At 66.0% G+C, this 14,037-nt stretch carries 12 protein-coding genes; 4 read left to right on the top strand and 8 right to left on the bottom strand.

Annotated elements, in window-relative coordinates; translation table 11 throughout:
* The first annotated feature begins 222 nt into the window (after positions 1-222).
* Complete coding sequence (locus BJL86_RS09765; protein WP_067472195.1) at positions 223-897, top strand: ACT domain-containing protein; 675 nt, start codon at positions 223-225, stop codon at positions 895-897.
* A gap of 52 nt (positions 898-949) precedes the next feature.
* Here BJL86_RS09765 and ligA read toward each other — a convergent pair whose 3' ends face one another.
* Entirely contained in the window at positions 950-3,067 is a 2,118-nt protein-coding gene (gene ligA, locus BJL86_RS09770; RefSeq protein WP_082908355.1) for an NAD-dependent DNA ligase LigA, read from the bottom strand.
* 134 nt (positions 3,068-3,201) lie between these two features.
* Between ligA and BJL86_RS09775 the strand changes: the two genes are divergently transcribed.
* Both BJL86_RS09775 and BJL86_RS09780 read left to right on the top strand, forming a co-directional pair.
* Entirely contained in the window at positions 3,202-3,894 is a 693-nt protein-coding gene (locus BJL86_RS09775; RefSeq protein WP_067472100.1) for an exonuclease domain-containing protein, read from the top strand.
* Positions 3,895-3,997: 103 nt separating this feature from the next.
* Positions 3,998-4,426, top strand: a complete 429-nt coding sequence (locus tag BJL86_RS09780; protein ID WP_231887123.1) for a VOC family protein — start codon at positions 3,998-4,000, stop codon at positions 4,424-4,426.
* Between the two features lie 34 nt (positions 4,427-4,460).
* Here BJL86_RS09780 and BJL86_RS09785 read toward each other — a convergent pair whose 3' ends face one another.
* The 6 genes from BJL86_RS09785 to BJL86_RS09810 form a co-directional block, all read right to left on the bottom strand.
* Positions 4,461-5,609 carry a uroporphyrinogen decarboxylase/cobalamine-independent methonine synthase family protein gene (locus tag BJL86_RS09785; protein ID WP_067472097.1) on the bottom strand — a complete coding sequence of 383 codons (1,149 nt, stop codon included), beginning with the start codon at positions 5,607-5,609 and terminating at the stop codon, positions 4,461-4,463.
* Positions 5,610-5,626: 17 nt separating this feature from the next.
* Positions 5,627-6,760 carry a tRNA 2-thiouridine(34) synthase MnmA gene (mnmA, locus tag BJL86_RS09790; RefSeq protein ID WP_067472094.1) on the bottom strand — a complete coding sequence of 378 codons (1,134 nt, stop codon included), beginning with the start codon at positions 6,758-6,760 and terminating at the stop codon, positions 5,627-5,629.
* Positions 6,761-6,836: 76 nt separating this feature from the next.
* Complete coding sequence (locus BJL86_RS09795) at positions 6,837-8,048, bottom strand: cysteine desulfurase family protein (protein WP_231887122.1); 1,212 nt, start codon at positions 8,046-8,048, stop codon at positions 6,837-6,839.
* Positions 8,049-8,097: 49 nt separating this feature from the next.
* Entirely contained in the window at positions 8,098-9,009 is a 912-nt protein-coding gene (locus BJL86_RS09800; RefSeq protein WP_067472088.1) for a lysophospholipid acyltransferase family protein, read from the bottom strand.
* Between the two features lie 203 nt (positions 9,010-9,212).
* The gene (locus BJL86_RS09805) at positions 9,213-10,163 is read right to left on the bottom strand and encodes an electron transfer flavoprotein subunit alpha/FixB family protein (RefSeq protein WP_067472085.1); all 951 of its coding nucleotides are present in this window, start codon (positions 10,161-10,163) and stop codon (positions 9,213-9,215) included.
* A gap of 59 nt (positions 10,164-10,222) precedes the next feature.
* Positions 10,223-11,008 carry an electron transfer flavoprotein subunit beta/FixA family protein gene (locus BJL86_RS09810; protein WP_067472082.1) on the bottom strand — a complete coding sequence of 262 codons (786 nt, stop codon included), beginning with the start codon at positions 11,006-11,008 and terminating at the stop codon, positions 10,223-10,225.
* A gap of 418 nt (positions 11,009-11,426) precedes the next feature.
* Here BJL86_RS09810 and BJL86_RS09815 point away from each other — a divergent pair, with 418 nt between their 5' ends.
* Entirely contained in the window at positions 11,427-12,833 is a 1,407-nt protein-coding gene (locus tag BJL86_RS09815) for a PQQ-binding-like beta-propeller repeat protein (RefSeq protein WP_067472079.1), read from the top strand.
* On the opposite strand, the gene BJL86_RS09820 is transcribed toward BJL86_RS09815, so the two are convergent.
* Positions 12,830-14,026: a class I SAM-dependent methyltransferase gene (locus BJL86_RS09820; protein WP_067472185.1), complete on the bottom strand. Its 1,197-nt coding sequence runs from the start codon at positions 14,024-14,026 to the stop codon at positions 12,830-12,832. The two genes, BJL86_RS09815 and BJL86_RS09820, sit on opposite strands and share 4 nt — an antisense overlap.
* Positions 14,027-14,037: the final 11 nt, after the last annotated feature.

Genomic DNA, 14,037 nt, shown 5'->3' on the forward strand with positions numbered 1-14,037 from the left:
CCTTCCCTCTTCTTTGGCTTATTTCCGTCGCGGCTCGGTGGCGCAGGCACATTCATGGGCGCAGGCGTAGCACCGGCGACGTCAGATCTGGTGTTTTCGTGTGCTCCTCAGCCTAGCCGGTCGACCTCCGAGCCGTCCCACGCGCTCGCGGTGTGAGAAACTTAACTGGCGAAAGTTCCTGCGATACGCCATGTGTCGTCCTTAGTTGGCAGAATGTGGGTCATGTCTTACCTGTTGCGCGTCACCGTCCCCGACCGTCCGGGTTCCCTCGGCGGCCTGGCGGTTGCGCTGGGCTCGGTGGACGCCAATATCGTCAGCCTCGATGTCGTCGAACATTTCGATGGCGCGGCGATCGACGATATCGTCGTCGACGTCCCAACCGGCGCCCTTCCCGATACGCTCATTACCGCAGCCGAGAGCCTCGACGGCGTGTCGGTCGTATCTCTGCGCCCGTTCGATGGACGCATCGGCGCGCACCAAGAGCTTCAGCTCATCGATTCGGTGAGCACGTCCGGACGCAAAGCGCTTGGCGTCCTGGCCCAGGAACTGCCGGGAGTGCTCGGTGTCAGTTGGGCGCTGGTCGTCGAGAATGACGACGCAGGTGCCCGCCTTCTCGCGCGGGGCGATTCTGCGCCGGGCGATGTGGACTCCCTCGGCGTTCCCATGCCGGTCGGCGAGCACGCCATCGAGGTTGATCCGACGACTGAGGGCCTGCCGGACTCGTGGACTGTCATGGACACGGCTCTGGCCTCCGCCGGCCTCGGCGGGCGGCTCGTCCTCGTCATCGGGCGCATCGGAGGACCGGACTTCCGCCCTGCCGAGCTCGCGCGTTTCGGGTACTTCGCCGGCATCGTCAGCTCGGTACTCCCCGCGTCCGCACGTTCCGCCGAGAAGTAGCTTCGCGGCCACGAGGCCAGCGCTGAGCTCATGGAAGCAGTGGCCACGGCGATTACGCGACCGCTGATGGTCCGCCGTCGATAAGCGACCGGAACCCTTCCTCATCGAGCACGCGAACACCTAACTGTTCTGCTTTGTCCGCCTTGGAGCCGGGCGAATCGCCGACCACCACGAAGTCGGTCTTCTTCGATACCGAACCGGACGCCTTTCCGCCGCGGGTGATGATCGCCTCCTTGGCGCCATCACGCGTGAACCCGGTGAGCGAACCGGTGACGACGATCGTGAGCCCCTCAAGTGTGCGCGGGGTCGACTCGTCTGGCTCGTCCTCCATGGACACCCCGTCGGCGGTCCACCGGTCGACAATTTCCCGATGCCAACCGACGTCGAACCAGTCGAGCACCGATTGGGCGATGGTCGCGCCCACTCCGTCTGTATCCGCGAGATCCTCTACATTTGCCGAGCGGATGGCGTCCATGGATCCGAATTTCGTCGCAAGCGCGCGTGCCGCCGTCGGCCCGACGTGCCGGATGGACAGAGAGACCAGAACTCTCCACAACGGATAGTCCTTCGCACCTTCGAGCTGCTCGAGAAGTTTTTTCCCCGTGGCGCCCAGCGTGCCGGACTTGGTGGTGTACAGGTCCGTACGTTCCAGGTCCGCGGCGGTGAGCGAGAACAGCGTGGATTCGTCGGTCAGCACGCCGCGAGTAAGGAGCTCACGGGCGCCCTTCTCCCCCAGCGTCTCGATATCGAGAGCGGAACGCGAGGCGAGATAGATCAACCTCTGCCGCAGCTGTGCGGGACAAAATTGCTGGTTCGGGCAGCGCCAATCGGCATCCCCGTCCTTTGCGGGCGCGAGCTCGCAACCGCACTCCGGGCACAGCGTCGAGAATCGGTATTCCCACTCGCTCCCGTCGCGCGTATCGGCGACCGGCCCTAGGACCTCGGGAATGACGTCCCCGGCCTTACGGATCACCACGTCGTCGCCGATGCGAACGCCTTTTCGGGCGACCTCCGTCTGGTTGTGCAGCGTTGCCATCGCCACTGTGGAACCGGCCACGAGGACGGGTTTCATCTTCGCAAAAGGAGTCACCCGCCCGGTGCGGCCGACACTCGCGGCGACGTCGAGCAGTTGTGTCGTCACTTCCTCCGGAGGGTACTTAAAGGCGATCGCCCAGCGCGGGGCGCGCGAGGTCGAGCCCAGGCGCCGCTGCACGCTGCGGTCGTCGATCTTCACCACGAGTCCGTCGATCTCGTGAACCGGGTCGTGGCGATGCTCGCCCCAATACTTCATCTGCTCGATCACGGCGTCGGCACCGGTAACCTGCCGGGTGTATTCGGAGGTCGGCAGCCCCCACTCGCCGAGCGCGGTGTACACGTCGTGGAGCGATTCGAACGTGGCTCCCTCGACGGCGCCGAGGCCGTGGCAGATCATCCCGAGGCGCCGCTTGGCGGTGACGGCCGGGTTCTTTTGCCGCAACGAACCCGCAGCACTGTTTCGAGGATTCGCGAATGGGTCCTTGCCCGCCTCCACGAGGGAACGATTGAGCTGCTCGAAATCCTCAAGCCGGAAGAACACCTCCCCGCGCACCTCGAGCAGCGCGGGTATCGGGCGAGACTTCGTGCCTCGCAGCTCGGTGGGGATGTCCTCGATCGTGCGCGCGTTCAGCGTGACATCCTCGCCGGTGGTGCCATCGCCGCGCGTCGCCGCGCGCTCGAGAACGCCGTCTCGGTACACCAGGTCGATCGCCACACCGTCGATCTTGAGCTCACACAGAAACGGCAGGTCCGCAGCCGAAGTTCCGGACTCCTGCGTTGCGTGATGCACCCAGTCGCGTAGCTCCTCTTCGCTGAAGGCGTTATCGAGGCTGAGCATCCGCTCGAGATGCTCCACCGACGAAAAATCGGTCTCGAAACCCCCGCCGACGACCTGGGTCGGCGAATCCGGAGTCCGCAGCTGGGGGTGCGCCTCCTCGAGCTCCTGCAACTCCCGCAGCATCGCGTCGAACTCGCCATCACTGATGATCGGCGCGTCCTTGACGTAGTAGCGGAACTGATGTCCGCGCACTTCCTCGGCCAGCTCCTGCCATCGCCCGCGCACCTTCGGCGGGATGTCCTCGCTTGTTGACGTCGCAGGCGCTGATTCTTCGTTGCGGTCCGGCTTTTCGCTCACGTCGTCCAAGGGTAGTAGCCGCGGCCGACACCGCGCCCCCACCGCGCCAATAACCCACCCACCCGGCGTGCGCACCCCACCACGTTCGGCCGTGTCCTACGGTGGAAGGGTCGCTTTGCCCACAAGGAGTTTCGATGCCCGCTGCCACGCCGCCGACCTCTGGTCCCGTCGACCGTTCCAAGCTGTTGTCCTTCGACCTGGAGACCACGGGGCCGAACCCGGCCACAGCGCTCGTGGTGACCTCCGCGCTGCTGCGCATCACCGGCGCCGAGGTCGAAGAACGCCAATGGCTCGCGGACCCGGGCGTCGACATCCCGGCCGAGGCAACCGCGGTCCACGGCATCTCCACCGAACACGCCCGCAGCAACGGCCAGAACCACGCGCAGGTCGTCGCCGAAACCATCGAGGGCATCCGGTCCGGTTGGGATGCCGGCTACACGCTCGTCGTGTTCAATGCGCCATTCGACCTGACGATACTGCACCGGCTCGACCCGACGTTCCAGGTCACCGGCCCAGTGCTCGACCCATACGTGATCGACCGCGCCATCGACCCATATCGCAAGGGAAAGCGGACGCTGACCGCGCTGTGCGAGCACTATGACATCGCTCTCGACGGCGCCCACGATGCGGCAGTCGACGCCCTCGCCGCCGCCCGGCTGGCGTGGAAGCTCGCAAACCACGAGCAGGTCCGAGCGGACACGTGGACCGAGTTCAACGACAAGCAGGCCGCCTGGCACGCCGAGCGTCAGGAGAGCTTCCGCGCCTATTTGGAACGCCAGGGGCGCCCGGCCACGGACGTGAATACGGCCTGGCCGATCGGCGGCTGAGCAGCGCACGTTCGGACAATTCGACGCGCCCAGCCCTCGGTACGCTCGAACTGAAAGAGCGGCGGAACCGCTGTTTTCCTCACCCACCACCGATCAAGGGGCAATGAGCATGTCGATCCAGTTCTATTCCTACATTTCCTTCCCCGGCAACGCCGCCGAGGCGATGTCGTACTATGCCGAGATCTTCGGCGGCACCGCGGAGATCATGAAGTATGGCGATAACCCGATGGAGGGGATGCCGTTCACTCCGCCCGCAGACGCCGTAGCCCACGCCCAGCTCGAGGGTCCGGTTCGGTTGGCCGGCGGCGACTCGATGGCCGAGAACCCGGATCCGCTGGACATCCACAACTATTCGTTCCTGCTGTACTTCGATTCGGTCGAGGAAGCGCAGGAAATGATCGAGAAGTTCACCTCCACCGGGGGCAAGGTCGAGATGCCGTTCGATCTCGCTCCGTGGGGCGATCATTACGGTCAGATCGTCGACAAGTTCGGCGTTCTCTGGGCGCTCAACGTTCCCGCCCAGCAGGGATAGCTCGCCGCTCGGAACCTACCGGGGACTCCTGCTCCTAACTGGCGACCCGGGGAAGCACCTCGGCAACGTGGCGCACAGCGGCGAGTGCGCGGGCTGCGTGCGCCGTGGTGCCGGCGATATCCTCGGCTCCCGCACCCAGTGACAGCGCGTTGACGGCGGCGGGATGTTCGATCGCAAGCCGGTCGATCAGTCGGACGAGTTGCGCCGCGACGGCCTCGGCCTCATCCGCGGTCCTGGGCGCTTCCTGCCGGAGGCCCTGCAGAAGGTGCGGTCTATGGATCTCGGCGCGTCCGCCGTCAGAGATGAACGTGCCGAGCACGTCGAGCAGTGCGAAGGCCTGCGGATCCGATTCTCCGTCCGCCCAGCCGTGCGTGCCCGAGTGTGCGGGTCGGCCGGACCACGGGAGCAGGTGCTCAGCGGGGACGACGATGCCGTCGAGTCGTGGTTCTCCGGCGGGCGGCTCGGTGAGCACGCCCCACCGAGGGGCGGGGCCTTCGTCTCCCCGGCATGGCACTGCGGCGAAAATGCCCTCGGTAGAGTCCGCTCGGAGGCCGGCGGCAAACCTGGACAGGGCCGTGGCGAGGCGCTCGGCGGGAACCGCGGCGACGGGGTCGAATTCGCTGGGAGCGGGCACGGCTCCTGCGGCGATGTGCCAGAGCAGCGGCTCTTCGAGAACGAAGCGCACGGGCACACCCAGTCGGGAATAGATTCGGCCGGCGAGCGCACGCAGTCCCTCACGAAGGGATTCGGCCACGTCCTTGCGTGCGCCCGAATCCGACAGCGCGGGGCGTCCGCCGGGAAGTTCGAGCTTGGCGGCGAGCGTCCACGGACCGCACACCTCGACGCGCACCCCCCGAGAGGGAGACGCCGAGGCGCCGTCGACCACTGCGCCCCGGGCGAGTTCGAATTGTTCCTCCATCGCATCGAGGTCGCGATCGAGAAAGTCGGCGGCGCGTCGAGCCGCACGGCCACGTGTGTCGCTCAGCTTCCAGGCACGAGGCGAGGTGTCGACGGGGAGATCGACGAGAAACGCGGCCGTGCGCCCGATGGAGTCGGCGCCGATGCCGCGGTCGGCGAGAGCCGGAAGCACGGGAAGTTCCGGCGTCTCACCGAGCGCGATGCGTGCGGCCGCACGTACATCGGTGCCGCCGAAAGCCGCCGCCGAGGTGGCAAGTGTGTGCACCTGATTGCCCGTTCCCGCTATGCGCTCACCGCGACCGAGCGGGTGTCGCGGATCGTGGCCGAGCCGAGCACGCGGTCCCCGTGGTCGGCGTCGGGAAGGTAGATGACGGCGGCCTGTCCGGGCGCGACACCGCGCAGCGGCTCACCGAGGTCGAGATGGAACTCCTCGCCTTCTGCGCCGTCGACGCGGACGAGACGCGCGGGGACGACGTTGCCGTGGGCGCGGACCTGCACCTCGCAGTCGGTCTCCCTGATCGCGTCGTCCGCTAGCCAGTACGGCCTGTCGGCGACGAGTCCGTCGACGGTGAGATGTTCGGAGCCGCCGACCGTGACTGTCCCGGATTCCGCGTCGATCGACGTCACATACCGGGGTTTGCCATCTGGCGCAGGGCGTTCGAGGCCGAGGCCCTTACGCTGCCCGATGGTAAAGCCGTGCACCCCGTCGTGCGTACCCAACTCTTCGCCTGTAGAGGCGTCGACCATGGCGCCGGGGCGAAGTCCGATCTTCGCGCCCAGGAACGCCTGGGTGTCCCCGGAGGGGATAAAGCAGATGTCGTGGGAGTCGGGCTTGCTCGCCACGGTGAAGCCGGCGGCTTCGGCCTCGGCGCGCACATCCGGTTTGAGCGAATCGCCGAGCGGGAACATCGAGTGCTCGAGTTGCTCCGGGGTGAGCACACCCAACACGTACGACTGGTCCTTCGCCTCGTCGACCGCGCGCCGCAGTACCGTGCGCGTGGCGCCGTCCGCGTCGACCTCGCGTGCAAGGCGAGCGTAGTGCCCGGTCGCCACGGCGTCGTACCCCATCTCGATACCACGCTCGAGTAGTGCCTCGAACTTGATCTTCTCGTTGCACCGCAGGCACGGATTAGGCGTTTCCCCCGCCGCGTATGACGCGACGAAATCGTCGATGACGTCCTCGCGAAAACGTTCTGCGAAATCCCACACGTAGAACGGGATACCGAGCATGTCGGCAACGCGGCGCGCATCGCCGGCGTCCTCGCGCGAGCAACAGCCACGCGAACCCGTGCGCAGGGTCGCGGGGTTTGTCGACAGCGCCAGGTGCACCCCGATGACTTCGTGGCCGGCGGCCACGGCGCGGGCGGCGGCCACTGCCGAGTCCACACCGCCACTCATTGCCGCAAGTACCTTCATTGCCCGTGCACTCCCTGTTCCCTCGTCGTAGTCAGTTCTGCCGCGATCGCGTCGATTCCCTCCATTGTTGCGCGTGCTACCGCCCAGGGCGAAGTCGAGAGCGTGTGACGTCGGGCCGCCGCGCTTTCTCGGCGACGTCCGCGATCGCGGCGATCGTCGCATCGATGTCCGCGTCGGTGCTGGTCCAGCCCAGAGTGAAGCGCAACACCGACTTCGCATCGTCCACGTTGCGGCCGGTGGCGAGAGCCACATGACTGGCCTCGGCCACCCCTGCGGTACATGCGGAGCCGGTCGAGCAGGATATTCCGGCCTGGTCGAGAAGCATCAGCATCGACTCTCCCTCCCGCCCCGGAAAGAATATGTTCACGTTTCCAGGAAGTCGGCGATCGTATGCCCCGCGATCCTCCGGCCCGACGAGCTCGGCACCGGGCACGGCGCCGCGGATCCCGTCGATGAGACGGTCCCGCAGCTCGACCAGAATCTTCGCAGAATGCTCCATCTCCTCCGTCGCGTCGGTGAGCGCCGCCGCCAATGCCACCGCCCCGGGAACGTTGACGCTTCCTGAGCGAAGGTCTCGCTCCTGTCCGCCTCCGAATCCGAGCGGTTGCACGGGTGCATCCCTCCGAATCAAGAGAGCGCCGATCCCCATCGGCGCGCCGAACTTGTGCCCGGAGATGCTCATCGAGTCCGCGCCAGATGCGGCGAAGTCGATCGGGATGTGCCCGGCGGCCTGCACTGCATCGGCGTGAAAGTGTGTCGCGGTTCCGGCGAGGGCACGAGCGATTCCCGCTGTGTCGGTGATCGTTCCGATCTCGTTGTTCGCCACCATCGCCCCGAGGACGAGGAACTCCCCCGGGGTCGAAGCCACGCCGGCGGCGATCTCCTCGATCGAAGCGATCGACGGCACGCCCTCCGAGTCAACGTCGATCGTGCGTACCCGTCCGCCTTCCCTTGCGATTTGCTCGGCCGAGTCGAGCACGGAGTGGTGTTCGGCTGCAGAAACCGCGACCACTGCGCGTTTGCCCGCCGCCCGCACTGCTCTGGCGGCCCCAATGATCCCGATGTTGTCGGATTCGGTACCGCCCGAGGTGAAGACCACCTCGCTTGGTGATGCCCCGAGGCACTCGGCGACGACATCGCGGGCCTGCTCCAGCGCACTACGCGCCGCGCGGCCGTCGGCGTGCAGCGAGGAGGGGTTCTGCCCGGTCGACGTAGCGGCAAACGCGGCCATCGCCGAGGGACGCGGTGGTGTCGTTGCGGCGTGATCAAGGTAGTGGCGGATGCTCATGACCATTACGACATTAGTCCGCCCTTTCCGCGCAAACGCAACCGTCCGCTCAACCGTGGTCGCGCTCGCCGTCGTCGCCGAAGATGACCCTATGAGTAACGGCGGCGAGATCCTGTCGTCGGCCCGGGGCATTCACGCCGGAACGAAGCGGCGGATAAAGCCGAACGTGGACCGTCTTGCACCGACCCGAGAGCATATTCCACACCGAGCTCAGAACGGTGTCTTTACCGATGAATGCCGCGGCGGCCGTTCTCTCGCCCCTGGCGTTTCGGTACTCGATATGCACGGGAAGTACCGGGGCGCCGGAGTCGAGTGCCGCCTGGAAGATAGCCGGCCTGAAGCGGCCGTGCGCTTCCCCGCACCAGGTCGTGGCCTCCGGGAACGCAACCACATTGTGGCCGTCGCGCATCGTTTCCGCCGCGTCCGCCACGACCGTCGGCAGCGTCCGCAGGGACGTCCGGTCGATGAAGATGGTGCCCATGCGCGCGATGACGTCGCCGAGAAGCGGGATCGCAGCGAGATCGTCGCGCGCGATGAAGCGAACCGGTGCGATCGATGCGAGCACGAACACGTCCCACCACGTGTGGTGGTTCACGGCGATGAGTACACCTTCCTGACGAAGCGCCTCGGTCGCACGGACGGGCGCGTCAACGACCACCTCGACTCCGAACGAGCGCAGGAACCGGCGAGCGATTTTCGGCCCCATGGCCGACCTGCCCCGCTGCGGGAGAGCGACCGCTGCCGCCCCGGCACCGATGTAAAGCGGCAATCGCGCGAGACCCGCAAGCCGAGCGGCGATCGCGCTCCCCGATTCTCGGGACTCATCATGCACACGGGTCGTGCACGTTTTCCCGCACGCCGAATACGGGTACCACGCATGGGCCTGGCCCTTGATCTTGCGCGTGTTGTGCGAGAGTGCAGGCGTTGAGGGAGTTTCGGTGCGCTGCTCGGCGATCGTCATGGTGTTTATGCTGATCGTTTAACAGCAATTGAATGCAGCAACGACACGACGCCCAGATGACGCGTCGGCAGATTTTCGAGATCCTCGTCCATACGCAAGATATCTGCGGTTAACCCATGGTTCTCGAACACAAAAAAGATGCCCGGCCGGTGGCCGGGCATCTTCTCACTGCCTTCGCCCCAGCGGGGCGCGAAGTGATGGTGTTACTTACGCGCGTTGACAGCTTCGGTGAGCTGCGGGGCAACGTTGAACAGGTCGCCCACGATGCCGTAGTCGGCGATCTCGAAGATCGGGGCCTCTTCGTCCTTGTTGACGGCCACAATGGTCTTCGAGGTCTGCATGCCGGCGCGGTGCTGGATCGCACCGGAGATGCCGAGTGCAATGTACAGCTGCGGGGTAACAGTCTTACCGGTCTGGCCCACCTGGAACTGCGGCGGGTAGAAGCCGGAGTCGACGGCTGCACGCGATGCGCCGACGGCGGCACCGAGAGCGTCAGCCAAAGGCTCGACGACCTTGCCGAAGTTCTCCTCCGAACCGACACCGCGGCCACCGGAGACGACGATCTTCGCCTCGGTGAGCTCCGGGCGGTCGCCACCCTCGATCGGGCTTGCCGAGGTGATCTTCGCCGCGCCCTCGGGAGCGGGAACCTCGACGTTGACGATCTCGCCGGCGCCGGCGTTCTCCTGCGCCTCGACGGAGCCCGGGCGGAGGACGTAGACCGGGCAGTCGCCCGAAACCTCTGCCTCGACGGTGTAGGCGCCACCGAAGATCGAGTGAACGGCGTTGCCGCCATCCTTGATCTCCACGAGATCGGTGAGGAAGCCGGAGCCGGTGCGTGCAGCGACACGGCCGCCGACCTCGCGCCCCTCGAACGTTGCGGGAAGAATGACGCCGGCGGCGCCGTTCTCCGCGAGTCCTGCGAGCACGTCGACCTTAGGGTTCACCACGTAATCGGTGACGTTCGACCCCTCGGCGACGTAGATCTTCTCGGCGCCGGCGGCGGCGAGCGCATCCTTGAAGCCCTCTGCGGTGCCCTCGGCACCGAAGACGACGGCGGACGGCTCACCCAGGGTGCGAGCCGCGGTGAGCAGCTCCTTGGTCACATTCTTCAGTTCGCCGTCGACATGCTCGACGACAACAAGTACTTCTGCCATGAGTTCTATTCGCTCCTAGAGAAAAGTGATTGCGGCGGGTTTGCCTTGTGTCGTGACGACTAGATGATCTTCTGCGAGACCAAGTACTCGGCGATCTGCTTGCCGCCCTCACCCTCGTCTTCGACCTTCTCGCCGGCCTTACGCGGGGGCTTCGGCGTAGCGGAAACGACCTTGGTGGAGGAGTTGTCGATACCGACCTGGCCGGCCTCGATGTTCGTGTCGCCGAGCGCCATCTCGTTCATCGGCTTCTTCTTCGCCGCCATGATGCCCTTGAAGGACGGGAAACGCGGCTCGCCGACCTTCTCGTTCACCGAGATCACGGCCGGGAGGGCGGACTCGACCTCGTACACGCCGTCATCGGTTTCGCGCTTGCCCTTCACGGTCTCGCCCTCGACGGTGACCTCCGAAAGGTGCGTGAGCTGCGGCAGACCGAGGTACTCGGCGATGATCGCCGGGACCGCACCCGCGCGGCCGTCCGAGGCCTCGTTGCCGGCGATAACCAGCTCGGTGCCCTCGAGGCCGGACAGAACGTTGGCGATCGCCCACGAGGTCTGGACCACGTCCGAACCCGCAATGGCGTCGTCGGAGAGCAGGACGGCTTCGTCCGCTCCCATGGCGAGCGCCTTCTGGAGCGCGTCCTTGGCGCCGGCGGGGCCGACGGTCAGAACGGTCACCTTGCCGTCGCCTGCCGCGTCCTTGACGTTCAGGGCGGTCTCCACGGCCTGCGAGCTGATCTCATCGATGATCGCGGTGGTGTTCTCGCGATCGATGGTGTTGTCACCATCGGTGAGCTCACGCTCCGTGTAGTCCGGAACCTGCTTGATAAGTACGACAATATTTGTCATTGGTCTGCTTCGACCTCCTGCGAGTTTCGAATGAAAACTGCCCTTTACATGGCGCCTGTCGCAGCCTAATACAACGCCGGCGGCACCGGTGAACACCTACTAGCCGAGCGCGGCAAGATGGCATCGCGGTTGAGATTAACTTCTCAACCGGTCACTTTACCTGCAGCGCGCCCGAGACGACCAGGTGTGCGTCATCCCTTGCCCTAGCGGCTACCCTTACCTTACCCGCCAGTAGGGTTTCGCCCAAGACCCCGGGTAACCCGAGTCGCGATTGTCACGGCGCTCCGGTTCGCCTTCTCCGCAAGTAGATTGCCGTTGTCTAAACTGGGGATTCCTGCGGGTTCGGCACCTATCGGACCCGCGCGACGTCTCACCTCGCAGGCCACGCCAACCAATGTATGCACAAGGAGAACATCGGGTGCGCAGTTCCACACGCCGCAACACGCGCGCCGTAGCGGCCTTGTCCGCGACCGCCGCCGTCGCACTCGCTGCGTGCAGTCCTGTGTCCTCGTCGCTCGATGCCCATCCGGGTCAATCCGACGACTGGTCCTCGACGTATGCGGACGTGCACAACTCGTCGGCCTCGTCAGGCGAATCACCCCAGGATCCAACGTTGAAGTGGTCGCGCGACATCGGCGCTCCCCTGCCGGGACCGGCAACCTTCAGCCCCCTTGAAGAGCTCCAGCAGGCATCGCTTTCGGACTCGGGATGCAATGTCTTCTCGCTCGAGATCGAGGACGGGCGAAAGTCGTGGTGTAACCGCCAGGCCATCGGAGGCCCTCGCATCTCCGGGCAGATCAACAAGTTCGGCGATTCGTACTGGCCGATCCTCTCGGGTGCCGCAGCGATTTCCGGAGAAGGCGAATTCCGCTACGGCACGACTCCACCGGGCACGGCAACCACTGCGCGGCAGCTCAGCGGGCAGCTCGTTCTCACCGTGTCGATGTTCGGCCAGGCGCGGATCTACGGCACGCAGCACGGCACCCCTCGCGGCGCTCCGTTCGAACTTGCCGGGCCCGTACCGAACGTGGCACCCGACTATGGCTTGTCTTGGTGCGAGACCGGCAGCCGTGGCTGCCCGGCGCCCGCTCCCGCCGCCGTCACTGCCGATGGTTCGGTGTTCTACCTGACTGTGTGGGCTCCGGGCGCGGATGCACCTGAGCTCGTCGCCGTGCGCGTGGATTCGCGCGAACGCGCGAATCCGGAGAAGTATGTTCCCGCCACCGATCCGCACGCGATGATCGGGATGACAGAACTGTGGCGGACACCGCTGCCCCACGGGCGCACCGGCGCGCCGGTCGTGCTCTCCGAGGACGAGGACATCGCGTATGTCACTTCCCCCGGGGGCGTCTCGGCGTTCTCGACCGAAGACGGCTCGGAGCGCTGGCACCACAAGACAGATGTAGAGACCGACTTCGCGCCTGCTGTGTCGCCCGACGGCACGATCGTCCTCGGCGGTCGCACAGGCGCCTTTTATCGGGGCGAGGACGACGAGACCTCCGACGAGATGACTCGCGAAGCGCTTGCCGGTTCCGCTGTGGTTGCGCTGCATGACGACGGGGATGGCGCCTCGGAGCTATGGCGAGATGAGCGAGCCGCATCCTTGTCGGCCCCGGTCTTGTCGTCGGACGGAAATGTCCTTCTCGCCTCTCGTGAGGGGCGCAGCGGTGTGGCGATTCGCGCTCTCGGCGGGGACGGCGAGGAACTGTGGTCGAAGCCGGTTCCCGGTGCGGAGGGTCCCGTCGCCGGACTTACGCTCGCCGACTCCGGCGCGCTCGCGCTGTCGCTTGCGGTCGGTCGGGTGTATTTTTTCGCCGACGACTAGTCGGTTGTATGACGCCGGGCTTCGCAGATGAACGCGACGCCGCGGTCCGCAAGTCGAGTCACCACCAGCGCCAGCGGCCTGCTCCCCTTGGGCGCAAGTTTCTTGCGCAGCACGTCCGGGTCCTTATCGACCCCGCGGACGAGTATCTCCAGAGACCCACAGTCGAGCGCCCTCAGCCTGGACCGTAGCTTTTTGACGTCCAGTGAGCTTTGCTCCAGCACCTCGAATCCGCTGTACCCGGCGGGAATCTGGGCGCCGGTGAGATGCGCGATACGCGGGTCGAGTTGGCGCAGCCCATGCCGATGAGCCCAGTGACGCACCAGGCCCGAACGAACGATGGCGCCATCGGGCTCTACGATGAAGCGGTCGGCGGGGGCGTGTGCGTCCGGTTCGGCCGCGTCGATCTGCGGGTCGAGGTCAGTGATGGTTTCGGTCCAAGCGGTGGCTCCGTGCTTTCCGGAGTGGAGGATCGTCGCACGCCGCCGGACGCCGTCAGATAGCGCCGTGGACCACAGGCAGGCCTCCCGCACTCCCCCGTCGAGGCTCGTTACCTCGACCTCTCCGGTGTGTCCGAGGGCGTCGAAGTCCAGCCCGGGCGCACACTTTATTGCGTAGCCGTACCCCTCGAGGGCGGCGAGCAGGTCTGGTAGCGGCGGCAAGAGTGCGGCCGGATCCGAAATGCGCCTTCCGGATGCTCGCCGCGCCGGATCGGCGAGAAACACCGCATTGGAGTGTGCGCGGATCGTGGCCGGGTCGAGCGCGTCCGACACCTCCACGGTCGCCTGGGGAACGTTCGCCCGGGCCATCGCCACGCGCACGGGATCGAGGTCGCTGCCACTCACGTTCTCCGACACTCGCACGAGCTCGGCCAGTTCCGTGCCGACCGAGCATGTCAGGTCGTGTACAACGCGACCGGCGAGGCGTTCGGCACGATGCCGCGCCACGCGCCAAGGCGTGGCCTGTTCGACGGCCTCCGTGGTGAACACCCAGTCCTCGCAGTCGCGGAGCTTGAGCGATGCCTTGGCCCTGGCCGTCGCCACTTCGATGACAGCCGTGAAGTGATCCGGATACTTCTCTCGAACCTTGGCCGCCGAGGCGACGCGGGCACGCCCGGAGAAGTCAAGGGTCTGCGTCCAGGAGACCGCTTGCTCTCCGTGTGGCGAGAGGATAAACGCCACGTCGTCGTCATACATGTGGAAGAAAG

The organism is Dietzia timorensis, assembly GCF_001659785.1.
In the GTDB taxonomy this organism is placed as follows: domain Bacteria; phylum Actinomycetota; class Actinomycetes; order Mycobacteriales; family Mycobacteriaceae; genus Dietzia; species Dietzia timorensis.

Coding starts and splice junctions, on each gene's coding strand:
- BJL86_RS09810 (WP_067472082.1), bottom strand. CDS start 11,008: ATGACAAATATTGTCGTACTTATCAAGCAGGTTCCGGACTACACGGAG.
- BJL86_RS09780 (WP_231887123.1), top strand. CDS start 3,998: ATGAGCATGTCGATCCAGTTCTATTCCTACATTTCCTTCCCCGGCAAC.
- BJL86_RS09775 (WP_067472100.1), top strand. CDS start 3,202: ATGCCCGCTGCCACGCCGCCGACCTCTGGTCCCGTCGACCGTTCCAAG.
- BJL86_RS09805 (WP_067472085.1), bottom strand. CDS start 10,163: ATGGCAGAAGTACTTGTTGTCGTCGAGCATGTCGACGGCGAACTGAAG.
- BJL86_RS09800 (WP_067472088.1), bottom strand. CDS start 9,009: ATGACGATCGCCGAGCAGCGCACCGAAACTCCCTCAACGCCTGCACTC.
- BJL86_RS09820 (WP_067472185.1), bottom strand. CDS start 14,026: ATGTATGACGACGACGTGGCGTTTATCCTCTCGCCACACGGAGAGCAA.
- BJL86_RS09795 (WP_231887122.1), bottom strand. CDS start 8,048: ATGAGCATCCGCCACTACCTTGATCACGCCGCAACGACACCACCGCGT.
- BJL86_RS09765 (WP_067472195.1), top strand. CDS start 223: ATGTCTTACCTGTTGCGCGTCACCGTCCCCGACCGTCCGGGTTCCCTC.
- mnmA (WP_067472094.1), bottom strand. CDS start 6,760: ATGAAGGTACTTGCGGCAATGAGTGGCGGTGTGGACTCGGCAGTGGCC.